The organism is Streptomyces axinellae (assembly GCF_039532135.1).
Taxonomy (GTDB): domain Bacteria; phylum Actinomycetota; class Actinomycetes; order Streptomycetales; family Streptomycetaceae; genus Streptomyces; species Streptomyces axinellae.
This window is the reverse complement of the sequence record NZ_BAAARJ010000013.1, coordinates 126,416-150,294: the sequence shown is the minus strand read 5'-3', so window position 1 is coordinate 150,294 and position 23,879 is coordinate 126,416. Positions and strand designations below refer to the sequence as shown.

The 23,879-nt window shown below is 72.3% G+C and carries 20 protein-coding genes; 11 read left to right on the top strand and 9 right to left on the bottom strand.

What is annotated here, in order from left to right:
- Positions 1 to 150: 150 nt before the first annotated feature.
- Together ABD339_RS20540 and ABD339_RS20535 are read right to left on the bottom strand one after the other, a co-directional pair.
- Positions 151 to 483, bottom strand: coding sequence for a hypothetical protein (locus ABD339_RS20540; protein WP_344567852.1), 333 nt, complete (start codon positions 481 to 483; stop codon positions 151 to 153).
- Complete coding sequence (locus tag ABD339_RS20535) at positions 480 to 692, bottom strand: hypothetical protein (RefSeq protein ID WP_344567851.1); 213 nt, start codon at positions 690 to 692, stop codon at positions 480 to 482. Before ABD339_RS20535 ends, ABD339_RS20540 begins: the two co-directional genes overlap by 4 nt.
- 143 nt (positions 693 to 835) lie before the next feature.
- Here ABD339_RS20535 and ABD339_RS20530 point away from each other — a divergent pair, with 143 nt between their 5' ends.
- The gene (locus tag ABD339_RS20530) at positions 836 to 1,654 is read left to right on the top strand and encodes a helix-turn-helix domain-containing protein (RefSeq protein WP_344567850.1); all 819 of its coding nucleotides are present in this window, start codon (positions 836 to 838) and stop codon (positions 1,652 to 1,654) included.
- The gene (locus tag ABD339_RS20525; protein WP_344567849.1) at positions 1,644 to 1,850 is read left to right on the top strand and encodes a DUF397 domain-containing protein; all 207 of its coding nucleotides are present in this window, start codon (positions 1,644 to 1,646) and stop codon (positions 1,848 to 1,850) included. The genes ABD339_RS20530 and ABD339_RS20525 overlap by 11 nt, the downstream gene beginning before the upstream one ends.
- A gap of 1,459 nt (positions 1,851 to 3,309) precedes the next feature.
- On the opposite strand, the gene ABD339_RS20520 is transcribed toward ABD339_RS20525, so the two are convergent.
- The 3 genes from ABD339_RS20520 to ABD339_RS20510 form a co-directional block, all read right to left on the bottom strand.
- Positions 3,310 to 3,930 carry a hypothetical protein gene (locus tag ABD339_RS20520; RefSeq protein ID WP_344567848.1) on the bottom strand — a complete coding sequence of 207 codons (621 nt, stop codon included), beginning with the start codon at positions 3,928 to 3,930 and terminating at the stop codon, positions 3,310 to 3,312.
- An 85-nt stretch (positions 3,931 to 4,015) separates the two neighbouring features.
- Positions 4,016 to 4,648, bottom strand: a complete 633-nt coding sequence (locus ABD339_RS20515) for a hypothetical protein (RefSeq protein WP_344567847.1) — start codon at positions 4,646 to 4,648, stop codon at positions 4,016 to 4,018.
- Positions 4,649 to 5,823: 1,175 nt separating this feature from the next.
- The gene (locus ABD339_RS20510; RefSeq protein ID WP_425576039.1) at positions 5,824 to 6,711 is read right to left on the bottom strand and encodes a class I SAM-dependent methyltransferase; all 888 of its coding nucleotides are present in this window, start codon (positions 6,709 to 6,711) and stop codon (positions 5,824 to 5,826) included.
- Between the two features lie 635 nt (positions 6,712 to 7,346).
- On the opposite strand from ABD339_RS20510, the gene mshA reads away from it, so the two are divergent.
- On the top strand, positions 7,347 to 8,639 hold the full coding sequence (gene mshA / locus ABD339_RS20505; RefSeq protein ID WP_344567937.1) for a D-inositol-3-phosphate glycosyltransferase: 1,293 nt from the start codon (positions 7,347 to 7,349) through the stop codon (positions 8,637 to 8,639).
- Complete coding sequence (locus tag ABD339_RS20500) at positions 8,632 to 9,234, top strand: type III secretion system chaperone family protein (protein WP_344567846.1); 603 nt, start codon at positions 8,632 to 8,634, stop codon at positions 9,232 to 9,234. The genes mshA and ABD339_RS20500 overlap by 8 nt, the downstream gene beginning before the upstream one ends.
- A 52-nt stretch (positions 9,235 to 9,286) precedes the next feature.
- Here the strand turns inward: ABD339_RS20500 and ABD339_RS20495 are convergent, their stop codons facing one another.
- Entirely contained in the window at positions 9,287 to 10,732 is a 1,446-nt protein-coding gene (locus ABD339_RS20495; protein ID WP_344567845.1) for an MDR family MFS transporter, read from the bottom strand.
- A 258-nt stretch (positions 10,733 to 10,990) separates the two neighbouring features.
- On the opposite strand from ABD339_RS20495, the gene ABD339_RS20490 reads away from it, so the two are divergent.
- Both ABD339_RS20490 and ABD339_RS20485 read left to right on the top strand, forming a co-directional pair.
- Complete coding sequence (locus ABD339_RS20490; RefSeq protein WP_344567844.1) at positions 10,991 to 11,845, top strand: 3-hydroxybutyrate dehydrogenase; 855 nt, start codon at positions 10,991 to 10,993, stop codon at positions 11,843 to 11,845.
- Between the two features lie 11 nt (positions 11,846 to 11,856).
- Complete coding sequence (locus ABD339_RS20485; protein WP_344567843.1) at positions 11,857 to 14,262, top strand: GAF domain-containing protein; 2,406 nt, start codon at positions 11,857 to 11,859, stop codon at positions 14,260 to 14,262.
- On the opposite strand, the gene ABD339_RS20480 is transcribed toward ABD339_RS20485, so the two are convergent.
- Complete coding sequence (locus ABD339_RS20480) at positions 14,224 to 15,846, bottom strand: MFS transporter (RefSeq protein ID WP_344567842.1); 1,623 nt, start codon at positions 15,844 to 15,846, stop codon at positions 14,224 to 14,226. The genes ABD339_RS20485 and ABD339_RS20480 overlap by 39 nt on opposite strands.
- 103 nt (positions 15,847 to 15,949) lie before the next feature.
- Here ABD339_RS20480 and ABD339_RS20475 point away from each other — a divergent pair, with 103 nt between their 5' ends.
- The 3 genes from ABD339_RS20475 (at position 15,950) to ABD339_RS20465 (ending at position 20,200) form a co-directional block, all read left to right on the top strand.
- Positions 15,950 to 16,708, top strand: a complete 759-nt coding sequence (locus tag ABD339_RS20475; protein WP_344567841.1) for a phosphoglyceromutase — start codon at positions 15,950 to 15,952, stop codon at positions 16,706 to 16,708.
- Between the two features lie 1,432 nt (positions 16,709 to 18,140).
- Entirely contained in the window at positions 18,141 to 19,433 is a 1,293-nt protein-coding gene (locus tag ABD339_RS20470) for a sensor histidine kinase (protein WP_344567840.1), read from the top strand.
- Positions 19,430 to 20,200: a response regulator gene (locus tag ABD339_RS20465; protein WP_344567839.1), complete on the top strand. Its 771-nt coding sequence runs from the start codon at positions 19,430 to 19,432 to the stop codon at positions 20,198 to 20,200. Before ABD339_RS20470 ends, ABD339_RS20465 begins: the two co-directional genes overlap by 4 nt.
- A gap of 249 nt (positions 20,201 to 20,449) precedes the next feature.
- Here ABD339_RS20465 and ABD339_RS20460 read toward each other — a convergent pair whose 3' ends face one another.
- Positions 20,450 to 20,611 carry a hypothetical protein gene (locus tag ABD339_RS20460; protein WP_344567838.1) on the bottom strand — a complete coding sequence of 54 codons (162 nt, stop codon included), beginning with the start codon at positions 20,609 to 20,611 and terminating at the stop codon, positions 20,450 to 20,452.
- 270 nt (positions 20,612 to 20,881) lie between these two features.
- Entirely contained in the window at positions 20,882 to 21,586 is a 705-nt protein-coding gene (gene phoU / locus ABD339_RS20455) for a phosphate signaling complex protein PhoU (RefSeq protein WP_344567837.1), read from the bottom strand.
- Between the two features lie 194 nt (positions 21,587 to 21,780).
- Between phoU and phoR the strand changes: the two genes are divergently transcribed.
- On the top strand, positions 21,781 to 23,082 hold the full coding sequence (gene phoR / locus ABD339_RS20450; RefSeq protein ID WP_344567836.1) for a two-component system sensor histidine kinase PhoR: 1,302 nt from the start codon (positions 21,781 to 21,783) through the stop codon (positions 23,080 to 23,082).
- The gene (gene phoP, locus ABD339_RS20445) at positions 23,079 to 23,759 is read left to right on the top strand and encodes a two-component system response regulator PhoP (protein WP_344567835.1); all 681 of its coding nucleotides are present in this window, start codon (positions 23,079 to 23,081) and stop codon (positions 23,757 to 23,759) included. Before phoR ends, phoP begins: the two co-directional genes overlap by 4 nt.
- Positions 23,760 to 23,879: the final 120 nt, after the last annotated feature.

The window sequence follows — 23,879 nt, the reverse complement described above, 5'->3', positions numbered from 1 at the left end:
TTCACCGCCGACGACGAGGTGGACGCTCTCCTCCGGCTCCCTCCGGTCCCGGCCCGCACCCGCCTCACCCACGACCGGGACCGCGACCTGGTGACCGACCTGCTGACGGCCCTCGGCCTGCCCCCCCCCACAGGTAGAGCTGCCCCGCCCTCACAGGTAGAGCTGCACCCCGCAAGCCCCGCAGTGCGTACGGCCGTTGCGCAGTGCCGTCACCGGGTGCGGGCAGCCGGGGGAGGCCCCGCGCGCGCCCGGCGGCTCCACGAGCCGCACCGCCTCCGGCGCGGCGGCGTACTCCAGACCGCCGCCCTGGGGCCGGATGAACACCGTCACCGCCCCCTTCCGGGCGGAGCCGGCGCACGTCCCGCGTGGCTGCTGGGGATCGACGTAGTCGACCACGACATCCATCAGAATCCCCACGAGCCCCGTCTCCTCATCCCGCACCATCGCTCCCCGCCACCGCTGGAGAGCCGCCACGTCCGTCATCGCGCCGCCGCTCCCCTCAGCAGCACGGCCGCCAGGTCCCGGGCGACGGGCGCGGAGATCTCGCCCAGCACCACCAGCCCGTGCGTGGAGGTGCGCCGCACGTCCATCGCCGGGAACTGGATTCCGGCCGTCTTCAGCGCCATCGCCAACTCCAGCCTGGCGTCCGTCGCTTCGCCGATCTTTCTGTGCGTCCGCGTCCGCGCGTCCACGCCCATCTCCTCACGCCTCTCCACTGCTGTGCTGCTCCGATGCTCCGCTGTGTATCGATTCGCTTACAGCGTGCGCATGGGATCGCTAGGCTTCCAGGGGGGAGGGCTTGACAAACGCGGGATCAACCGGAGGAGTTGGGGGAATGGCCGAACGGACCCACCTGACGCCACGCCAGAAGTACGGCGAGGAACTGCGCCGCAGGCGGCTCGCCGCCGGGCTGACGCAGCAGGAGCTGGCCGAAATGGTCGTCTGCTCCCACACCCTGATCAGCCACATCGAGGCCGGTCGCAGACTGCCCCAACCGGATGACGCACGGCGGCTGGACCAGGCGCTGGGGACGGACGGGTGGTTCGAGCGGTGGCTGTTGGACCTGGAGCGGCGGTACATCAGTTACTTCGCGGAAGTCGCCGAACTCGAAAAGAGCGCTGCCGAAATCCGTTTGTTCGCGTCGATGCTGGTTCCAGGGTTGTTGCAGACCGAGGATTACGCGCGTGCGGTCTATCGCGCGTACAAGACCAACTTCACGTTGGAAGAGGTTGACCAACTCGTAGTCAACAGGCTGGATCGAGCGCGCATCCTCAGCAACCCGACCAGCCCCGTAGTCTGGGCGCTGTTGGACGAAGCCGTGATCCGACGCCCGGTCGGCGGCGGACCGGCGATGGCAAAGCAACTCCTCCACGTAGCCGACACTGCCGAGAGCGGACGTATCCGCCTGCATGTGCTCCCGTTTTGCTCGGGGGCGCACGCTCTCATGGAGGGCGTTCTGACGCTCATGAAGTTCGAAGACTCGACTCCGGTCGCCTATACCGAGAGCATCGTGACGGGAAATCTGATGGATGATCCCGCTCTGGTGGCGGAGGCCCGCGCGGCTTACGATCTCGCGTTGAGCGACGCGCTGTCGCACCACGAATCACTGGCCCTGATCAGGGAATTTGCAGAGGGACACGCACATGAACGTTGAGCACTTCATCCCCGACGCGTCGGCCCTCCGCGTGTGGCGCAAGTCCAGCTACAGCGGAGGCAACAACGGCGAGTGCCTGGAGGTCAGCGACGGTCACGCCATCGGCGTTCCGGTGCGGGATTCCAAGGATCCGCACGGGCCCGCGCTCGTCTTCGGGGTCGCCGCGTGGGCGTCGTTCGTCAACGCGTTGCGGTAGGAGAGGGGCGGGGGCGCTGTCCACCCTCACGTGGGCAGCGCCCCTGTTTCAAACAGTTCGGTTCGGCATGGTCCGGTGCTGACGGTCTCACCGGCCGCTACCGCGCCAGGAGCTTGCCTCGCTTCCCCTCGGGGCCCGCCCTTGGATGGGCTACTTGCTCATTCCGGGGCCCTTCTTGGCCGCAGCCTCGCGCTCGGCGAAGCTGGCGCCCTTCGTGGTGGACCGTTGCACATTCGCGGCTGACGTGGTGTATGAGCTAGTGGGCTGCGCACTACGGTCGGCTATCGGTCCGCTCATGCTGCGGGTGGCGTCCCCGACCGAACCCGTCATGTGCCTGAGGCGCGGCCGATGTGCAGCCCCTTGCGCCACCGTTCCTGTCCCCTGCGTGTATTGCGTGGGCGGATCTGCGGCAGGTCCCTGCGGCTCTCGGCCGGGCTGTGCCTGTGACGGAGCGCTCTGGAAGTCTTCTTGAGGGTACTGCCGGGTCGGGGAGGTGAAAACAGAGGTCGGGGACTCCATAGTGGGCGACCGCATAAAGTCATCCGCACTGCGGTACCTGGCGGCCAACGCCGTTTGCAGCCGACTGGGCTGCCTCGGGTCCTTCTGATCAGGCATGCGTGCTACTCCTTCTTCTGGGGTTCCGGAGTACGGGGCAACGTGATGCCCTGCACGCCAATATCAACGAATCGTGCAGCTTGCTGGTTCAACTAGGCATTTGTCGCGTCGAGTTGCGGCCGTGCGTGCGTTCCAGGGAGGGCGGGGCCGCCCCGGTGCGCCGGTCGGCGGGGCGGGTCAGCCGCGTCCGCTTCCAGGCCCGCGTCCCTGCCTGGTCGGGGAGCGGTTGGGGTCCCGGTAGGTCCGCTGAGGGCCGGACGTCGCGGCGGGTGCGCTTCCGTTGCTGTGCGCCTGGTCGCCGAGGACCGGTGAGGGCAGCCTCAAGGCGGCCATACTCAGCGCGAGTTCGCCGTCGAGGGGCGGAGTCGGAAACGCCCTGAGAAGCCGAGCGTTGCTACCGCCTTGGTCAGGGGCGGCTTCTCGTGCCGCCTCGTCGCGGCCCTCGTTGCTCCTCTGCGCGTTGCCTCCCTGCGCGTTGCCCCCGTTGGCCGCCAGGGCGGCCAGCAACTCAGCGGCGGGAGTGGCCATCCCGAGCCGGCGACGGCGCCCGTCCGAGTTTCCTTCCACGGGCCTCGCCGGTGTCTGCTCCTCCCCCGGCCGCGACATTGTCGGCGCGGGACGGTCCAGCTGACCCTCCGGCCGTTGGTGCCGCACCAGCGGCACGGTCCACTTGTCTCCCTCGGGCCGCTGACTTGGCATGAGTCCAACTCCTTCTTCCGGGCACCGGAGTGCGGCGATACGGGGCGCTCCGCACACCAGTGTCACGGGCTCCGCCGCACGTCGATTCAGCGGGGCCCTTCGTGCGGAGTCGAGGAGTGCGTCTCTTGAGGGCGGGTGGAGCCGGTCAGCGTCCGCGTACCTGCCTGGTCGGGGAGGGGCTGGCGTCCCTCTGCCTCCGTGACGGGCCGGATGGCGTGGGGGGCGCGCTTCCGGTGCCGTGCGCCTGGACGCGTGGCGTCGGCGAACCCGGTCCGAACGCGGCGCGTTGTGTGTCGCGGACCCCGCGCAGCGGGTTGGACGGCAACTGACCCGGGGTAGCGGTGTTGTTCCGGGTGTAATAGTCGACCACTTCCGCCCCCGGGTTGCTGGGCCCGTCCACCTCTTCGTCGCGGCGGGCGCGTTCTCCGGCTTCTCTTGCCCAATCGGGGAGATAGCTCATCGGGCGTTCCAGGACGACCCGTTCACCCGTTTCCGACCCCAGTCCGCTGACGGTGCTCACGTCCGAGCCGCGCCTGTCGTTCCTGGCATCGGCCAGCCAGGCGGGCAGATCGCTCGGCCGGCTCTCCTGGCCGTTCCCCGTGGTCTGCGGGGTGGGGCTCTGGGACGGCTGGTCCGCCCACGGCGGCGTGGGGTCCACCCACGGCGGCGTGGCCGGCCTGGCAAGTGCCGGACGGCGCCCACCTGACTGGTGCGGCATCAACGGCACGTCCCACTCTTCGCCTTCGCCGGGCAGCTTGGTTGGCATGGGCCCCACTCCTTGTTCCGGGTACCGGAGTGCGGCGGCATCGGTGCCCCGCACACCGATGTCACGGGCCCTGATGCTTACCGGTTCAGCCGCGTCCGCCGCCGGGCCGGTGACCCTGCCTCCGTCCGTTCCGGGAGACATCGGAGCGTCTGGGCGCCGGTGGCGTGCTGGAACCCGTGCCGTTCGTCTGACCGTTCGAGGTCGGCGAACCCGGCCCGAACGCGGCGCGCCGCGTGTCGCGGACTCCCTGAAGGGGGTTGGGCGGCAACTGACCGGCGGACTCTCGCGCCGCGTGCTCCCTCGCGGCACGGGCTGCCCCGCGTTCGACGGCGCGGGACCACTCGGTGTTCAGGAGGGTCGTCTCCGCGGCGACGAGCGCTTGGACGGACTCCGGGCCGGAACCCGTATCGCGAGCGAGGACCCGCTCTTCCGCCAGTCCGCGAATCTCCGCCTGAACGTAACTTTCATCGGCCGAGCCGAAGTACGCGTCACGCTCCCACCGTACGGAGTGCAGCCTCAGCTCTTCCTCCTGAACGAATGCCAACTCGACTCCGGTTACCTGGGCCGATTCCTGCCCTTCCCACCGCTGTGTCCCGCCCGGTCCGTCTCCCGGGGATCGCGTCCACTCCTGCTCGCGTTCCGGCGACGGGGCCTCCTCCCAGTGCTGCTCGTATGCGGGTGGGGGCGCGGTCCATTTGCCGTCCCACGGGCCGGGCATAAGCGTGACTCCTTCTTCCGGATATCGCGTCGCGGGGCCGTATTCGGCCCGCATGCGGATATCACGCGCCGCCCCGTTCGTCGGTTCAACTGCGTTTTCGTTCAGTCAAGTTGGGCGCGGGGCGCGCACGTCGGGGCGGTGGTTACCGGGATCCGTGCCCGCGCCGCTGACCTGGTCTCGACCCCTGTCCGGGGTTCCCTCCCCGACCGCCGCCGCGCCCGTAGGGAGAGCGCGGCGGCGGTGGGGGTGTCACGGGCGGCGGTGGCGGTGGCGGCGGCACCCAGTTGGGCGGTGGCGGCAGTGGCGGCAGCCGGTTGGGCGGTGGCGGCAGTGGCGGCAGCCGGTTGGGCGGTGGCGGCAGTGGCGGCAGCCGGTCGGGCGGTGGCGGGCGAACTGCGTAGGAGTCGCTGGAGTCTGCGTTTTCCGTACGGCCTTGTGCCGGTGAAGCCCGCCCGTACGCGGCCTGTCGAAGCTCGCGGATGCCTTCGAGGGGGCCGTCCGGTATCGCATCGGGGAAGTCGTCGAAATCGAATGACTCGGCATCGGAATCGGTAGGGGAACCGGAATCGGACGCCCCGAGAGGGGATGGCGGCTGGGCGGGAGCGTTCGCCCGCAACTCCATCAGCCGCGCCCCGGCCTGTGCGTGTCCCCTGCCTGCGGCGACAGCGGCGGACCGGGCGGCGTTCAGATCGGATGCTTCCCGCTCGATGAGCGCCGGGATGTTCGCGCCCGGGCTCGGTCGCCGTTCCTCCACCCGAGCCTCGGCCACCCGGCGGACCCGGTCGTCCTCCGCCGTGCCGTTGGGCAGACCGTGGAAACCGAGGTTTTCCCAATGAGTGGTCAAAGCGTGCAGCTCGGATTCCTGCCGGGTCGCCACGTCCGGCTGCGCGTACAACAGCAGTGGGTCTGATTCCGAATCCGAATCCGAGCCCGCCTGCGGAGGCCCCACTTGACCCGGCCGCTCGCCGGGCAGCGGCCGACGAGTCCACATCCCGTTCCATTTGCCAGGCATGAGCTGCCCCTCTCTGGCGTACCGGCATGCGGGCCTGTCCGGCGCCTGCATCCTGAATATTCACGGGCGGTGCCGTCGCCCGGTTCAATCGAGGCCCGGGGCGGGACGGCCGGGGGCCGGCAACGAAGCCCCCGAGGACCGGCCGGGGCGGCGACGGCAGCTCTCAGCGCAGCGGCGCCGGCGCCGCCCACCACAGCGGCGCCAGCGCCTCCCAGCGCACCGTGACCTCGCCCTGGCGCCAGCGGCGCGGGCCGTCGGCCAGGGGCCAGGTCTCCGAGAGGGCGCGCACGGCGCGCACCCAGCGCTGGCGGGCGCTGAGTGCACCGTAGGGCGCGGCCGTGGCCCAGGCGCGGTCGAAATCCTGCAGGAAGGCGTGCACCGGCTCGCCGGGCACGTTGCGGTGGATGAGCGCTTTGGGGAGGCGTTCGGCCAGGTCGGAGGGGGTGGAGAGGGTGGCCAGGCGGGCGGCGAAGGTGACCGTCCGGGGGCCTTCCGGGCCGAGCGCGATCCACACATGACGGCGGCCGATCTCGTCGCAGGTGCCCTCGACGAGCAGACCCCCGGGCGCGAGCCGCGCGCACAGGCGTGCCCACGCCGGGGCGACGTCGTCCTCGGCGTACTGGCGCAGTACGTTCGCGGCGCGGATGAGCGCCACCCCCGGGGCCCCGGCCCCGGAGGGCAGCGGGATCTCGAAGCCGCCCCGGACGAAGGCCAGCCCCTCCCGCTCGTAGGCCCGCGCCGCCGCGACCCGGCCGGGGTCGATCTCGACGCCGTAGACGCGCGCGTCGGCCCGTACCTTCCGCAGCCGCTCCAGCAGTTCGACCGCCGTCCACGGGGCAGCGCCGTAGCCCAGATCGACGGCGGACGGCGGGGCGGGGGAGCGGCGCAGCGCGGGGCCGTGCACGGCGGTGATCCAGCGGTCCATGCGCCGCAGCCGGTTCGGGTTCGTCGTCCCGCGCGTGATCGTCCCTTCGGGCCGGGCGGACCTCGTCCCTTCGGGCCGGGAGGACCTCGTCCTCTCGGGCCGGGAGGACGGGGCGCGGGAAGGCATGCCACGAGGGTACGGCGGGCACCCGGCGGGGCCGCCGCCAGCGTCCGGTGGACCGTCTGCCGCGTGTGCCGCGTGTGCCGCGCGTGCCGCGCGTGCCGCGTCTGCCGGGTGTGCCGCGTGTGCCGGGTGTGCCGCGTCTGCCGGGTGTGCCGCGTCTGCCGGGTGTGCCGTGGCGCGTCGGCGGCGCCGACCGGGACGATCCTCCGCCGTAACCGGCTGAACCGGTGACGGCTCGGCTGCCATCGCCCCGCCATCACCCGACCATCGCCCTGGCGTCGTCCCGCCAGCGTCCGGTGGGGCCCCCGCCAGGCAGGCATTGTCACAATTCGGCAAAGTGGGAAGGGGAGGCAACCTTTTGCCGTTGTAGCGCCAGGGCCGCTTCCAGCCCCGCTTCATGATCCGGAGGAGGCATCGGCACCGTGAGCCATTACGTGTCCCGGCTCGGTCAGCGGCGCGGACGGTCGGCACCAGGATCGGCGGGCTCAGCGGGCTCGGCCGCCCCTGGGCAGCGGGCGGCGGCACCGGCATCCGGAACCCCGCCGCAAGGCACCCCGCCGCAGTCGGCCTCGGCCCGGCCGACCCCACAGCCGCAGCCGACCCGACAGCCCCAGCCCCCCCGACAGTCCCGGCAGCCCCTGCTGCGGCTGCCGGGCTCGCGCCGCCCCCGCCGGGTGGCCATGTTCAGCGTGCACACCTCGCCCCTCCACCAGCCCGGCACGGGCGACGCGGGCGGCATGAACGTCTACATCGTCGAGCTGGCACGGCAGCTCGCGGCCCAGGGGATCGAGGTCGAGGTCTTCACCAGGGCCACCACGGGCGCGCTCGAACCCACGGTCGAGCTGGCCCCCGGCGTGCTCGTCCGGCACATCGACGCGGGCCCCTACGAGGGGCTCTCCAAGGAAGAGCTGCCCGCACAGCTGTGCGCGTTCACGCACGGGGTGATGCAGGTGTGGGCCGGTCACCGGCCCGGCTACTACGACCTGGTCCACTCGCACTACTGGCTCTCCGGACACGTGGGCTGGCTGGCCTCCCAGCGCTGGGGCGTGCCCCTGGTGCACGCCATGCACACCATGGCCAAGGTCAAGAACGCCGCACTGGCCCAGGGCGACGCCCCCGAACCGGCGGCCCGCGTCATCGGCGAGACACAGATCGTGCGCGCCGCCGACCGCCTCATCGCCAACACGGCCGAGGAGGCCGGCGAGCTGGCGCACCACTACGAGGCACCGGCCGGCCGCACCGCGATCGTCCACCCGGGCGTCAACCTCGACCGCTTCTGTCCCGCCGACGGCCGGGCCGCGGCCCGCGACCGGCTCGGACTGCCGCAGGGCGCCCTGATCCCGCTGTTCGCCGGGCGCATCCAGCCCCTCAAGGCGCCGGACATACTGCTGCGCGCCGCCGCGCTCCTGGTGGACGAGGACCCCTCGCTGCGCCGCCGCCTCGTCGTCCCCGTGGTGGGCGGGCCCAGCGGCAGCGGGCTGGCCAAGCCGGAGGTCCTGCAAAAGCTCGCCGCCAAGCTGGGCATCGCCGACCTGGTGCTCTTCCGCCCACCGGTCGGCCAGGAGCAGCTCGCCGACTGGTACCGGGCCGCGTCCGTGCTGGTGATGCCGTCCTACAGCGAGTCCTTCGGGCTGGTGGCCGCCGAGGCACAGGCGTGCGGCACCCCCGTGGTCGCCGCCTCCGTGGGCGGGCTGCCGGTGGTCGTACGGGACGGGGCCAGCGGCTACCTCGTGGCCGGGCACGACCCGGCCGAGTACGCGCGGGCGCTGCGCAGGTTCGCCGCCGACGAGGCGCTGGCCGCGCGGCTGGGCGGTGCGGCGGCCCGGCACGCGCAGGGCTTCGGCTGGGGCGCGACTGCCGAGGCGACCGCCGATGTCTACACCGACGTGCTGCAAGAACGGCGCCGTCGCCTACGATCGCCCCATGGGTGAGCCGCGCACACATGACCGGGCCGCCGCCGCGCGCGCGGTGATCGAGCAGGCGCTCAAGGAGGCCGGGCTGGAGTGGGAGACCCCGGCGGACGGCACCTTCGTCGTCACCCTTCCGGGTACGCGCAAGCTCTCGACCACGTGCTCGCTGGCGGTCGGCGCGCACTCCCTGTCGGTCAACGCCTTCGTCGTCCGCAACCCCGACGAGAACCACGCCGCAGTACACCGCTGGCTGCTGGAGCGCAACACCCGCATGTACGGGGTGAGTTACGCGATCGACCGGCTCGGCGACATCTACCTGGCCGGCCGGCTCCCCCTCGGCGCCGTCACCGCGGAGGAGATCGACCGGATCCTCGGCAGCGTCCTGGAGAACGCGGACGGGGCGTTCAACACCCTGCTGGAGATGGGCTTCGCGACCGCGATCCGCCGCGAGTACGCGTGGCGCACCTCGCGCGGGGAGTCCACCCGCAATCTGGACGCGTTCACGCATCTGACGAGGCGGGACGAGGGTGCGGGTGCGGACGCGGGTGCTGATGCCGGTGCGGGTGCCGGTACGGGGGCTGATGCTGACGCTGACGCTGGTGGAGGTCAGGAGTAAGAGCGTGCGGGGCGGATGCGAGGAACAGGGCTTCGCGGTGCCCCGGGCGGGGTCAGCCCGCGGGATCGGCACGGGACGCCGCACCGTCGGTGGGGGCCGTCTCCCGCCGAGCGGGTAGCGGCTCCGGTACGAGCCCCGCGGGGGCGGGCGCCGTCCGACTGGGCGCCGTCGGTGCCGTCGGCGCCGTCGCGCTCGTGGCGGTCGGCGGTACGGCCGCCGGCTCCTCCGGCAGATACCGCAGCAGCAGCCCGTAGCCCAACGCCGCGAGGGTGCCCACCACCGCGCTGGCGGCCCACAGGGTGGCCGCGCCGAAGCGGTCGATCACGAAGCCGCCGGCGAGCGGGGCACCGAGCGAGGCGACGGACCACGACATCGAGTACATGCCCTGGTAGCGGCCCCGGCCGTGCGTCGGCGAGAGACTGACGACGAGGCCCATCTGCGTCGGCGAGTTGACCATTTCGCCCAGGGTCCAGACCACTACGGCCAGCGCGTAGAAGGCGGCGGAGTGCGCGAACGCGTTGAGTCCGAAGCCGTATCCCGTCAGCAGCGCGGACACGACCAGCAGCCGGGCCGGGTCGCGGTGCTCGATGAAGCGGGTGAGGGGGAGCTGCAACAGGACGATCAGCACGCCGTTGAGGGCGATGACCGTGCCGAAGTCGGTGCTGGTGAGGCCCTGTTGGCCCATGGCTATGGGGAGTGAGACGAACGCCTGCTGAATGAGGCTTGCCAGCAGCAGGTTGAGGGCGACGACGATCATGAAGCGGGTGTCCCGCGCCACCGTCCACAGGGAGACCGCGGCGGGGGACTCCTCGGCCGTTCTCGGACCGGCCCGGTCGCCGGGCCCGTGACCGTCCTCGCCCTCGATCCCGCCCCCGGCCCCGGCCCCGGCCTCGGGCCGGGACTCCGACAGCTTCCAGAAGGTGAGCAGCGCGGTGACCAGCACCATCGCGGCTTCGCCGAAGAACAGCAGGTGGTAGCTGTACTGGGCGATGAGCCCGGCGCTGGTGGAGGAGACGGCGAAACCGAGGTTGATGGCCCAGTAGTTGAGCGAGAAAGCCCGCACCCGGTCCTCGGGGCGCACGATGTCGGCCATCATCGCCTGCACGGCAGGCCGCGAGCCGTTGGTGGCCATGCCGACGAGTCCCGCGACGACCGCGATCGCCACCGGGTGGGTGACCAGGCTGAGCGAGGCGACGGACACGGCGGTCGCCAACTGCGCGATCAGCAGCGTCGGCCGCCGCCCGATGCGGTCCGTCAGCACTCCGGCCCCGATGGACGAGACGACACCCCCGAGCCCGTAGAGCGCGCCGACGAGCCCCGCGTACGAGGCCGAATAGCCGCGCTCGACGGTGAGATAGAGCGCGAGGAACGTCGAAACGAACGCCCCCAGCCGGTTGACGAGGGTGCTCGTCCACAGCCACCAGAACTGCCGGGGCAGCCCGCCCACGCTCTCGGCGACGGCCCGCCCGAGCCCCTTCGACCACGCCCTGTCGGCCATACCCGCCCCCCTGAACCGTAAGTGGCCACCCGTGAGACGCAACGTACGCACCACGTCCGGGACGGGCCACCGAATTGACGCCGCCCGTCAACCGGGGCCGGGAGGGGAGGGGACGGGGTGGGACGGCTTGCGGCGGGGGCGGTGCGGGACGGCTTGCGGCGGGGGCGGTGCGGGCGAGGGACGGGGCACACTCCCGCCACCCCCACCATGTGGGGCAGCCACATCCACTCGCCGCCCGGCACGTCCTACGTTGGCGCCATGACACAGCCCGTCCCCGCACCCCCGCCCCGCCCCCCGTCCCCGTCTCGCCCCCGGTCCCCTTCCGTCGCCCTTCTGGACCTCACCGGCCGCACGGCCCTGGTCACCGGCGCCGCCAGTGGCATCGGCCGGGCGTGCGCGCTCAGACTGGTGGCGGCGGGGGCCGCGGTCCGGGTGGTGGACCGCGACGCGGCGGGCCTGGCCGCCCTCTGCGAGGAGGCGGCCCCCCTACGCAGCAGGGCTCGCACCGCCATGGAGCAGCACTCTGTGGACCTGACCACCCCCGACGGCCTGGCGCGGGCCGAGCGGGCCGCAGCCGGGGTGGACATCCTCGTCAACGCGGCGGGCACCCAACTCGTGTGCTCCGTACACGAGTTCCCGGCCGATGCGTTCGGCGCGATGCTCACCCTCATGCTGGAGGCCCCGTTCCGCACCACGCGGGGCGCCCTCCCGGGCATGTACGAGCGGGGCTGGGGCCGCGTCGTCCACATCTCCTCCGTACACGGACTCCGTGCCTCCGCGTACAAGTCGGCCTACGTCGCGGCCAAGCACGGGCTGGAGGGCCTGTCCAAGACGACGGCCCTGGAGGCCGCCCCGTACGGCGTGACCTCCAACTGCGTCAGCCCGGCCTATGTGCGCACGCCCCTGGTCGAGCGGCAGATCGCCGACCAGGCCCGTGCCCACGGCATCCCGCCCGAGCGCGTCGTCGCGGAGATCCTGCTCGCGGACTCGGCCCTCAAGCGGCTGCTGGAGCCGGACGAGGTGGCCGAGGCGGTCGCCTACCTGTGCACCCCGGAGGCGGCCTTCCTCACCGGTGTCTCCCTGCCCCTCGACGGCGGCTGGACCGCGCACTGACCCTGGTGCCCATGCCCCGCACCCCCGCCCCCGGCTCCCCGACGGCCGCCGCCTGCCTCGGCTACCTCGAACTGCTCACCAAAGACGCCCCAGCCCAGGCGTACGAGCACCCGGCGCCACCCGCCACCGACCCGGACTCCGGTTCCGCTCCCGCTCCCGGTTCCGCTTGCGCTTCCGGTTCCGGTTCCACTCCAGGCTCCGCTCCCGCTTCCGATCTTGATGCGGGGCCGGAGACGGAGGCCGCCGGTATCGAACGGGGCAGACGTCTGGCACTCCGCATCCGGGCCGAACTCGAAGGCAGGCGGCGCCGCGAGGCGGAGCTGACGGCGCTGTTCGACACCGTCCACGACCTCGCCGGGCTGCGCGACCTGGACGACGTGCTCCAGGCGATCGTGCGGCGCGCCCGCCGCCTGCTGGGCACCGAAGTCGCCTACATGACGCTCACCGACCCCGAGCGCGGCGACACCTGCATGCGGGTGACGGCGGGCTCCGTCTCGGCCCGCTTCCAGCAGCTGCGGCTCGGCATGGGGGAGGGGCTGGGCGGCCTCGTCGCACAGACGGCCCGCCCCTACGTCACCGAGGACTACCCGCGCGACGCACGCTTCCAGCACACCGACGCCATCGACGCGGGCGTCGGCGAGGAGGGGCTGGTCGCCATCCTCGGCGTGCCGTTGCTGCTCGGCGGGCGGGAGGTGATCGGCGTGCTGTACGCGGCCGACCGGCGCGAGCGGGTCTTCGAACGCGAACAGATCGCGCTGCTGCGCTCGTTCGCCGCGCACGCCGCCGTCGCCATCGACAACGCCCGGCTGCTCACCGAGACGACGCAGGCGCTCGACGGTCTGCGCGAGGCGCACGCGACCAGTCGGCGCGCCTCGGAGGTGCACGACCGGCTGACCGAACTGGTGCTGCGCGGCGGCGGCGTGGACGACGTGACCCGGGCGCTGGCCGAAGTGCTGGGCGGCCACGTCGTTTTCACCGACACTCCGGACGCGGCACTCGCACCCGCCGTCGAACGGTCCCGGCGCGCCGGGCACGCGGTCCGGGCGAGCGGAGCCGAGGGCGACGACGCGGCGGGCGACGACGTGGCGGGCGACGACGTGGCGGGCGGTGGCGAGCGCGGTAGCGGGGACGGCGACGAGCACCGTGGCGGGAGCGCCATATGGGTGGCGGCCGTCTCCGCCGGAGGCGAACTGCTGGGCGCGCTGCTGCTGCGCGGCCATCCGGCGCTCGCGCCCGTGGACCAGCGCACCCTGGAGCGCGCCGCGATGGTCACCTCGCTCCTCCAGCTCGCGCGGCGCTCGGCGGGCGAGGCCGAACAGCGCGTACGGGGCGAACTGCTGGACGACCTGCTGGACGCCGCCCCGCGCGACCCCCGCCTGCTGCGCGAGCGCGCGGCCCGGGTCGGCGCCGACCTCGGCGTCCCCCACACGGTACTGAGCGCCCGGCTCGACGCCCCTTCGCCGACCGCACCGGATACCGCGCACGTTCCGCTCGCACCGGATACCGCGCACGTTCCGCTCGCACCGGATACCGCGCACGTTCCGGTCGCACCGGATGCCCCGCGAAAACCGCTCCCACCGGACCCCGCCCAACCCGCCGCCCCGGCCATGGAGGCGCCCGCCCCGGCCGTGGGAGTGTCCGCTTCGGCCATGGGAGTGTCCGCCCCGGCCGTGGGAGTGTCCGCCCCGGCCGTGGGAGTGTCCGCTTCGGCCGTGGGGGTGCCCGCCGCGGCCGAGGGGGCGCGCTCGGGTGCCGACCGGCAGCGGCTGTGGGCCGCCGCCTCCCATCTGGCGGCCACCCGGCACGGCTTGGCCGCAGCCCGGGACGGGGGCGCCGTCCTCCTGCTGCCCGTAACGGGACAGCGGGGCACCACACCGTGCCCCTCCGACAGGACGGCGGCCGAGGAGATCTCCCGTACGGCGCGGCAGGTCGCCGCCGAACTGGGCCGTGCGGTCGGCGTCCCCGTCACCGTGGGGGCCTCGGCGCCGGTACCGCCGCCCGCCGCGCACCCCGGCGCGGTCGCCGCCGCCTACCCGCAGGCCCGCCGCTGCCTGGAGGCGCTCAGCCTGCTGGGCAGACAGGGAGAGGGCGCGGCGGCCGAAGACCTGGGCTTCCTCGGCCTGTTGCTGACCGACACCCGCGACGTGCCGGGCTTCGTACGCCGCACCCTGGGGCCCGCGCTGGACTACGACGCGCGCCGTGGCACCGAGCTGATCGCCACCATGGACGCCTACTTCAGCTGTGCCATGAGCCCTGTCCGTGCCAAGGACGTGCTGCACGTCCACGTCAACACCGTCGCCCAGCGGCTGGAGCGGGTGGCCCGGCTGCTGGGCGAGGACTGGCAGGCGCCGCACCGCGCACTGGAGATCCAGCTCGCGCTACGGCTCCACCGGCTCTCGGCCGCGCTCGGCACCTGACCCGCTGCCGTTGCCGTTGCCGCTGCCGTTGCCGCTGCCGCTCGTGGTCCTAGTCCTAGTCCTGGTCCGGCCGGGGTCCGCCGCGCCGTCCGGTCGCCTCTCTCCGACGGTCCGCAGGTCGCGATGGCGCGTCTCGGTGGCGCAGGCCAGCGCGACGACCGTCAGCAGCGCGGCGGCGATCACGTACAGCGAGATCGCCGCCGAGCCGTCGTACTCCGCGAGCAGCGCCGTCGCGATCAGCGGGGCCGGTGCCCCGGCCGCGACCGAGGAGAACTGCGCGCCGATCGAGGCCCCCGAGTAGCGCATCCGCGTCGCGAACAGCTCGGAGAAGAAGGCGGCCTGCGGCGCGTACATCGCCCCGTGCAGCACCAGCCCGATGGTCACGGCCAGGGCCATCGGCCCGAACCGTCCGGTATCCAGCAGCGCGAAGAACGGGAAGATCCACGCGCCGACGCCCACCGCGCCCAGCAGATAGACGGGCCGCCGCCCGACCCGGTCCGAGAGCGCGCCCCACAGCGGAATGGTGGTGAAGTGCACAGCCGAGGCGATCAGTACGGCGTTGAGCCCGGTCTGCTGGGAGAGGCCCAGGTGGTCGGTGGTGTAGACGAGGATGAAGGCCGTCAGCACGTAGAAGCTGATGTTCTCGGCCATCCGGGCACCCATGGCCACCAGCACATCCCGCCAGTGGTGCCGGAACACGGCGACGAGCGGACGCTCTTCGGTGCGGGTATCCGGTGCATCCGAGGATTCCGGAGCATCCGGTGCGGGGGACGCCGCCCCGGCCTCGCGCACGGTCCCCGCCTCCCGGACGGCTTCCCGGTCGGCTTCCCGGGCGGCCTCCCGGGCTTCCGCGCGGGCCCGCGCCTCCTTGAAGACGGGTGACTCGTCGACCGCGAGCCGTATCCACAGCCCGAGCCCCACCAGCACGCCCGACAGCAGGAACGGCACCCGCCAGCCCCAGCTCTCGAACGCCGCCTCCGAGAGCAGCGCGGTCAGCGCCGCCAGCACCCCGGTCGCCAGGAGCTGCCCGGCGGGCGCGCCGGTCTGGGGCCAGGACGCCCAGAAGCCGCGTCGCCGCGCGTCGCCGTGCTCGGACACCAGCAGCACGGCCCCGCCCCACTCGCCGCCCAGCGCGAAGCCCTGCACCAGCCGCAGCGCGGTCAACAGCACGGGTGCCGGCGCTCCGACGGTCGCGTGGGTGGGCAGCAGCCCGATCGCGAAGGTGGCGCCTCCCATCATCAACAAGCTGATGACCAGGAGCTTCTTACGGCCGATCCGGTCGCCGTAGTGGCCGAACACCAGCGCGCCGATCGGCCGCGCCGCGAAGCCGACGGCGTAGGTGAGGAACGACAGCAGCGTGCCCACCAGCGGCTCGGAGCCGGGGAAGAACAGCTTGTTGAAGACCAGCGCGGCAGCCGAGCCGTAGAGGAAGAAGTCGTACCACTCGATGGTGGTCCCGACCAGGCTCGCGGCGACGATCCGCCGCAGCGAGCGCGGAGCGGTGTTCGCAGCCGCGGTCGGCGACGTGGGGGGCGGCGGCGTGGGGGTCGGTGACGGGGAAGCGGGATCGGATGGGGAGGCCATGCCGCCGCACGCTAGGCAGGAATCCCCCGCTCACCCATGTGCGCGGGGGCCACAGCCGATGGCCCGGATATCCGCCGGAACCACACGCAGTAGGCTCGGCGGCATGGCCGACGCACCGTACAAGCTGATCCTCCTCCGCCACGGCGAGAGCGAGTGGAACGCGAAGAACCTGTTCACCGGTTGGGTGGACGTCAACCTCACCGAGAAGGGCGAGAAGGAGGCGGTCCGCGGCGGCGAGCTGCTCAAGGACGCCGGCCTGCTCCCTGATGTGCTGCACACCTCCGTGCAGAAGCGGGCCATCCGCACGGCCCAGCTCGCACTGGAGTCCGCCGACCGCCTCTGGGTCCCCGTCCGCCGCTCCTGGCGTCTCAACGAGCGCCACTACGGCGCCCTCCAGGGCAAGGACAAGGCGCAGATCCGCGACGAGTTCGGCGAGGAGCAGTTCATGCTCTGGCGCCGCTCCTACGACACCCCGCCGCCCGTGCTGGAGGACGGTTCGGAGTTCTCGCAGAGCGACGACCCGCGCTACGCCGGCGTCCCCAGCGAGCTGCGCCCGCGCACCGAGTGCCTCAAGGACGTCGTCGAGCGGATGCTGCCGTACTGGTTCGACGGCATCATCCCGGACCTCCTGGCCGGCCGCACCGTCCTGGTCGCCGCCCACGGCAACTCCCTGCGCGCCCTGGTCAAGCACCTGGACGGGATCTCCGACGAGGACATCTCCGGCCTCAACATTCCCACCGGCATCCCCCTCGCCTACGACCTGGACGCCGACTTCCACCCGGTGAAGAAGGGCGGCACCTACCTCGACCCCGAAGCCGCCAAGGCGGCCATCGAGGCAGTGAAGAATCAGGGCAAGAAGTAGCAGCACCACGCATAAGCCCCCTGCCTGCGAGTGCTCTACCGGTAGGGGGCTTATGCGTGGTTCAGGGTGCGCCTGGGGGCCGTGAACCACTGGCTATGAGCGAGCGCTGTGAGGGGAAGGTTCGCCGGGTCGGTGGCTGTGGCGGACGCACCCTCGCGCCCACAGCCTGAACCCCCCCGGTGAACCTATGCGGTCACCGTCTCAGCGCGCCTCTCTTGGGGCCACAGCACACCACCCTGGCATTCCCGGAAACCGGTATGCCAGGTGCGGAAGCCGGCCGGGAAAGGGCTTCTGGCGTCCACTCGGCGAATGCCCCGCCAGGCATGGGACTTTCAGAGCTGGTCACCTTCCCTGTCCACCCTCTTATCGGGACATGGAACAACGGTCGGCCAGCCCGGATGGTTCCACCGCTCTCATCGGCCTACCGGCTCCGACGCGGGGGACGGGAAGCAGGAGAATAGGGCGGCGGAGCAGGGGAGCCGGGCCGGGCGCCGGCCTGAACGCCGGGCCGGGTGCCGACCTGAACGGAGGACTCGGGGGCAGCTCCAGCAGGCAGATACTGCCCAGCGGCGTAGGGAGGCGGAGCGACGTTCGGATTGGGCCGCGGGTTGGATGAGTGCTCGTTCGCAAAACTTGTAATGTGCTGCATGTCCTCGACCGACGCCCACGGGAATGCCTCAGGAAGTGGGCCACCCTTGTAGTTCGACGCCTCCATAGCGGCACGAATGTTGGTGAGGCGTTCCTGACTGGTGGAAAGGTACAGGATTGCCTCTTCCTTTCGATGCTGCATCTCCAGATGATGCGGGCGAGGGGGGCCGTCTTCAACGGTTTCTCCCTGGCGTCGCCCACGTTGCCTGTGCCAATCCTCAGTTGCGGCTAGATAAGCAACCGCGAATTCGAGCTCGAGGGGGGTGAAATCTCCCGGCATAGCACTTCCTTCTCTCAGCTCATTTCACAGACCATCACCCTCGTAACGTGGCCTGGGACCAACCGGTTCACCTCTGGCCTGTCCTCCTGCGTCACCGTGAACCGCGGACGGTGGCCGCCGCCCGTGCGCCCCTCCTGTCGCGCCAAGGCTGTGACCGCGGCCCGGCACGTCGGTTCCGCCGCGGCGGTCGGTTCTGCCGCGAGACGGTCGCGCCGGCCGCGGACAACCGCAGTCAGTCGGCAGTTCATCGCCGACTTGGCCGACGCGGCTCAGCGGGCAGGGAGGCCGGCGTGCGGGCTCTCGTCTTTCGACCAGAGGTGTCTTCATTCCAGCTTCGGTGCCGATTGCTGACCAGGCGGCGGCGTAGGTGAAGTCCCCGGGGGTGCACGGCCCGGCCGGAACCTGGCCGGTGGACTCCCTGGCCCGGAACCCTGGCCGCCTGGACAGCTTTCCCTGGCCGTCCGGCCGAGGCGGCGCGTCCCGTAGCCCGCCTACTCTCGGGGTATGACTTCCACCCACCCCTCCCCGCGCGTCCTGCGGCGCCTGCTACCGGGGGAGCTGACCACGCTCGGCCCGCACTCCCGGGGGCGCCGCAGCGCCCGCGACTGGGCGGTGGACGTCGCAGTCTTCGCCTGGGCCGCGCTGTGCTGGGCGCTGCTGTACGACGGGGTCGCCGACAAGACCTACCTGCCCCACTGGATGCTCCAGGCGGACGCCCCGCTCGGTGCGGTGGCCTGTCTGTCGTTGTGGGTGCGCCGGCGCTGGCCGGTGGGCGTCGCGCTGGCCGTGCTGCCCGCCGCCGTGGTGTCGGACACGGTGATCGGCGCCCTGACGGCCATCGTCTTCAACCTGGTGCTGCGCGTCCCGCCGCGTACGGCGATGGCGGTGCTGCTGCTCCACCTGGGGCTGGCGCTGCCCTTCGTCTACTTCGTGGCCGCCCCCGAGGCGGACCGGTGGGTCACCGTCGCGCTGGTCCTGGCCCTCTATGTCATCGCCTACACCTGGGGCAGCGCCGCCCGGGTCCGGCGCCAGCTCGTGCTCAAGCTCCGCGAGGACGCGCTGCGTGCCCGCGCCGACCACGAGCGGCGACTGGGTGACGCCCGCCGCGCCGAGCGCCGCGCCATCGCCCGTGAGATGCACGACGTGCTCGCACACCGCGTCTCCCTGCTGTCCGTCCACGCGGGCGCCCTCGCCTACCGCACCAAGCAGACGGCGGCCGGGAAGGGCTCGGCCCTCGACGACGCGGAGATCGCCGAGAGCGCCACCGTCATCAGGGACAACGCACACCAGGCGCTGGAGGAGCTGCGCGAGGTGCTGCACGTGCTGCGGGAGGAGGAGGCCGAGAAGGGGGAGAGGGAGCCGGGAGCCGCAGGCGGAGTCACCCCTCAGCCCGGCCTCGACCGCGTCGGCGCACTGGTGGACGAGGCCCGCGCGGCCGGCCAGCCCGTCCAGCTCGATCTGGGGCTGGACCCGACCCCGGATGCGGAGGGTACCCATCCGCTGCGCCCCCAGCTCCAGCGCACCGTCTACCGCGCGATCCAGGAGGGGCTCACCAACGCCCGCAAACACGCCCCCGGCGCACAGGTGCACATCGTCGTGACGGGCTCGCCCGGCGACGAGCTGACCGTACGGGTCAGCAACCCGCTGCCCACCGGACCGGCCGCCTCCGGGATTCCGGGCGCCGGCGCCGGGCTGACCGGGCTGCGGGAGCGCCTGGAGATCGAGGGCGGCACCCTCCAGCACGGCACGGCTGACGGCTTGTTCACACTGCGGGCCCGGCTACCGTGGCCCCCATGACGCCGCACGCGCCGCCGCCCCCGGACCCGCCGTCGCCTCCTGGCCAGGGCCAAGGGGCGCGGCAGGGGCGGCCCGTCCGCGTCCTCCTCGCCGACGACGACCCGCTGGTGCGCGCGGGCCTGAAGATGATGCTGCGGGGCGCGCCCGGCATGGAGGTCGTGGGGGAGGCGGCGGACGGCGCCGAAGTACCGGCGGCCGTACGGGAATTCACCCCGGATGTCATCTTGATGGACATCCGGATGCCCACCACCGACGGCATCGCGGCCACTCGCGAGCTGACCGCCTCCCCGCCGCCGGGGACCGCGCCGCCGCAGGTGATCGTGCTGACGACGTTCGACTCGGACACGGAGGTCCTGGAGGCCGTACGGGCCGGAGCCGCCGGATACCTGCTCAAGCACACCGACCCCGAGGAGATCGTCGCCGCCGTGCTGCGCGCCGCCCGGGGCGAGCCGGTGCTCTCCCCCTCGGTCGCGCGCACCCTGATGGACCACGCGGCGAACGGGGCCGGCTCGCGGGCCGGCGGGGACGCGGCCGGGGGCCGCGCCGAGACGGCGCGGGCCCGCATGGCGACGCTGTCCGAACGGGAACGGGAGGTCGCGGGCGCGGTGGCCGACGGCCTCGCCAACTCCGAGATCGCCGAACGCCTCTACATGTCGGTGGGCAGCGTCAAGGCCCACATCTCCAGCGCGCTGGCCAAGCTGGGCCTGGACAACCGCATCCGCCTGGCCCTCCTGGCCCACGACGCGGGGCATGACGGCAGGTCGTGACGGCAGGGCATGACGGCAGGGCATGACGGCAGGGCACGACGAGGGCCCTGGCCCGTCGAACCGGCCAGGGCCCCGCGCCGCACCCGTGTGGGGGTTCATTCGTACGGGGTTCGTTCCGCGCACGCACCCAGCGCCGGCGGCCGGACGCACCCGCGGCCGGGCGGCTACCGACCGTCAGCCGTCACCGGTTCAACCAGTGACGGTTCGACCGGTGGCCGTCCGGCGGCAGCGGACCGCGCGGCCGACCGCTCAGCCGCAGGAACCGCCGCACTGGCAGGGCCCGCCGGACTGACACCCGCACCCGCAGCCCGAGCCGCAGCCGCACGCCCCCAGCAGCGGCAGCTCACGTGCCGCGCGCGAGTCGGCCGTCGGCTGGTCGTCGGTCCTGGGCGGCTTCGGTGTCTCAGCCATCTTTCCTCCTCGGCAAGGACAGGCATGACACCCCTATTGCACGCCGCACCGGCCCAGGCGCATCAAGGGCGCGCAGGCGCACACACAGCGTGCTCACCAGGCCGATGACCTGCGGGGCATATGACCCCAGCACCCCCCCGGGAACGGAACCCCGGACTCCACCCCCGCCGGCCCCGGCCTCCGGCAACCCCGGCCTCCGGCAACCCCGGCCTCCGGCAACCCCGGCCTCCGGCAACCCCGGCCTCCGCCGGCCCCGGCCCGACGGCCGGGTCACCTGCCCTCGACCGGCGCCGTCCCGTCGCTCTCGGCCACGGCGGCCGCCGGGTCGATCTCGTCGGCGTAGTCGCCGGTCACCAGGTAGACCACGCGGCGCGCCACCGACACCGCGTGGTCCGCGAACCGCTCGTAGTAGCGGCCCAGCAGCGTCACGTCCACGGCCGTCTCGATGCCGTGCTTCCAGCGGTCGTCCATCAGGTGCTGGAAGAGAGTGCGGTGGAGCAGGTCCATCGCGTCGTCGTCCTGTTCGAGCTGGAGCGCGAGATCGACGTCCTTGGTGATGATGACCTCGGCGGCCTTGGCCATCAGCCGCTGCGCGAGCTGCCCCATCTCCAGCAGCGTGGCCTGGAGGTCGCGCGGCACCGGGGATTCCGGGAAGCGCAGCCTCGTGACCTTCGCCACGTGCTGGGCCAGGTCCCCCGAGCGCTCCAGGTCGGCGCTCATCCTCAGCGAGGTGACGACTATCCGCAGGTCGGTGGCGACGGGCTGCTGCCGGGCGAGCAGCTGTATGGCCCGGGTCTCCAGGTCACGCTGGATGTCATCGACCTTCTCGTCGGCGGCGATGACGCTTTCGGCGAGCTTCAGGTCCGCGTCCAGCATCGCCGTGGTGGCGCGCCCGATCGCGGAGCCGACGAGCCGGGCCATCTCGACCAGGCTGTCCCCGATCGAGTCCAGCTCCTCGTGGTACGCGTCCCGCATGGCTGTCCTTCCGTTGCACGGATCTTCAGTGGGAGCTTCCGGCCCCCACGGTCCCACGGTGCGCCCGAAATGCGACCGGATCAGTCCGCGACGGTGAACCATAGACCCCCTCCGGGTAAACACTGGGCGACAGCTCGTGCGGACGGCCTCCCCAGGGCTGGGGTGCTGTCCCAGCAGGCGCATAACCTGGATGTATGGACGTGAATGCGGCGGTGGCCGCAGCAGCAGCGATCGCCGGGGTGTGTACCGGCGTCATCGCCGTGCTGGCGTTCCGCTGGAGCGAGCGCGAGCAGGCCCGCCCCACCCGCACCTCCCTGCACACGGACGCGGTGCTGCCGCCGGGCGTCGATACGGTCTTGTCGGTCCTGCGCTCCTCCGCCGTCGTGCTGGACGAGAGCGACGCGGTGGTCAAGGCCAGCTCCGCCGCCTACGCCCTCGGGCTGGTGCGCGGCGGCAGGCTGGCCGTCGATCCCATGCTCCAGATGGCAAGGGACACGCGCCGTGACGGAGAGATACGCCAGGTCGAGCTGGATCTGCCCCGGCGGGGCACCGGAAGGGGTGACGCCCTGGCGGTCTCCGCGCGGGTGGCTCCCCTCGGCTCCCGGCTGGTGCTCTTGCTGGTGGAGGACCTGACCGAGGCCCGCAGGATCGAGGCCGTGCGCCGCGACTTCGTCGCCAATGTGAGCCATGAGCTGAAGACCCCGGCCGGCGCGCTCTCGCTGCTGTCGGAGGCGGTGATGGACGCGTCCGACGACCCCGAGGCGGTGCAGCGCTTCGCCGGCCGGATGCAGAACGAGGCGACGCGGCTGACCAACCTCGTCCAGGAGCTGATCGACCTCTCCCGGGTGCAGAACGACGACCCGCTGGAGGATTCGGAGTCCGTCCGCGTGGACGAACTGGTGACCGAGGCCATCGAGCGCAGCCGCCAGAGCGCGGAGGGCAAGCAGATCACGCTGGCCACCGGCGGCACCGAGAGCCTGCACGTATGGGGGAACAGGGGCCAGCTGGCCGCGGCGCTCGGCAATCTCGTGGAGAACGCCGTCAACTACTCCCCGGCACGTACCCGGGTCAAGGTCGCGGGCCGCCGGATCGCGGCGCCCGGCGGCGATCTGATCGAGATCGCCGTCACCGACCAGGGCATCGGCCTCTCCGAGCGGGACCGCGAGCGGATCTTCGAGCGGTTCTACCGCGTCGATCCGGCCAGGTCCCGGGCCACCGGAGGAACGGGCCTCGGCCTCTCCATCGTCAAACACGTGGCCGCCTCGCACGGCGGGGAGGTCACCGTATGGAGTGCCGAGGGCCAGGGCTCCACCTTCACGCTGCGGCTGCCCGAGGCGGGCAGCGCACGCGAGAGGGCCGCGATCGACAGGGCCGACCGGCGCGACCGGAACGGCCTGTCAGGCGCACTCAAGGAACCGGCCGCCTTCGACGAAGAAGAGCGGCCGTATGTCGACCAGGCAGATGAACAACTTTCCGCCCCGGAGGTCCTCCCGTGACCCGAGTGCTCGTCGTCGAGGACGAGGAATCGTTCAGCGACGCACTGTCCTACATGCTCCGCAAGGAAGGCTTCGAGGTCGCCGTGGCGGCCACGGGACCTGACGGGCTCGATGAGTTCGAGAGGAACGGCGCCGACCTGGTGCTGCTGGACCTGATGCTGCCGGGGCTGCCCGGCACCGAGGTCTGCCGCCAGCTGCGCGGCAGGTCGAACGTCCCGGTGATCATGGTGACCGCCAAGGACAGCGAGATCGACAAGGTCGTCGGCCTGGAGATAGGAGCCGACGACTATGTGACCAAGCCCTTCTCCTCCCGCGAACTGGTGGCCCGCGTCCGCGCGGTGCTGCGCCGCCGCGGCGAGCCGGAGGAGGTCGTTCCGACGGCTCTGGAGGCCGGCCCGGTCCGCATGGACGTGGACCGGCACGTGGTGACGGTGGGCGGCGGCAAGGTCGATCTCCCGCTCAAGGAGTTCGACCTGCTGGAGATGCTGCTGCGCAACGCCGGCCGGGTGCTGACCCGGATGCAGCTGATCGACCGCGTCTGGGGCGCCGACTACGTGGGCGACACCAAGACCCTCGATGTCCACGTCAAGCGCCTGCGCGCCAAGATCGAGCCCGACCCGGGAGCACCCCGCTACCTGGTCACGGTGCGCGGCCTCGGCTACAAGTTCGAGCCGTAAACCGACCCCTCGCCCCGCAAGGCGACGACGGGAGGCCGCACCCCGTGCAGGGGCGCGGCCTCCCGTCGTCGTCCTACGCGGCCGTCGTCCTACGGCCTACGCGTGCGGCCTGGTCAGTGA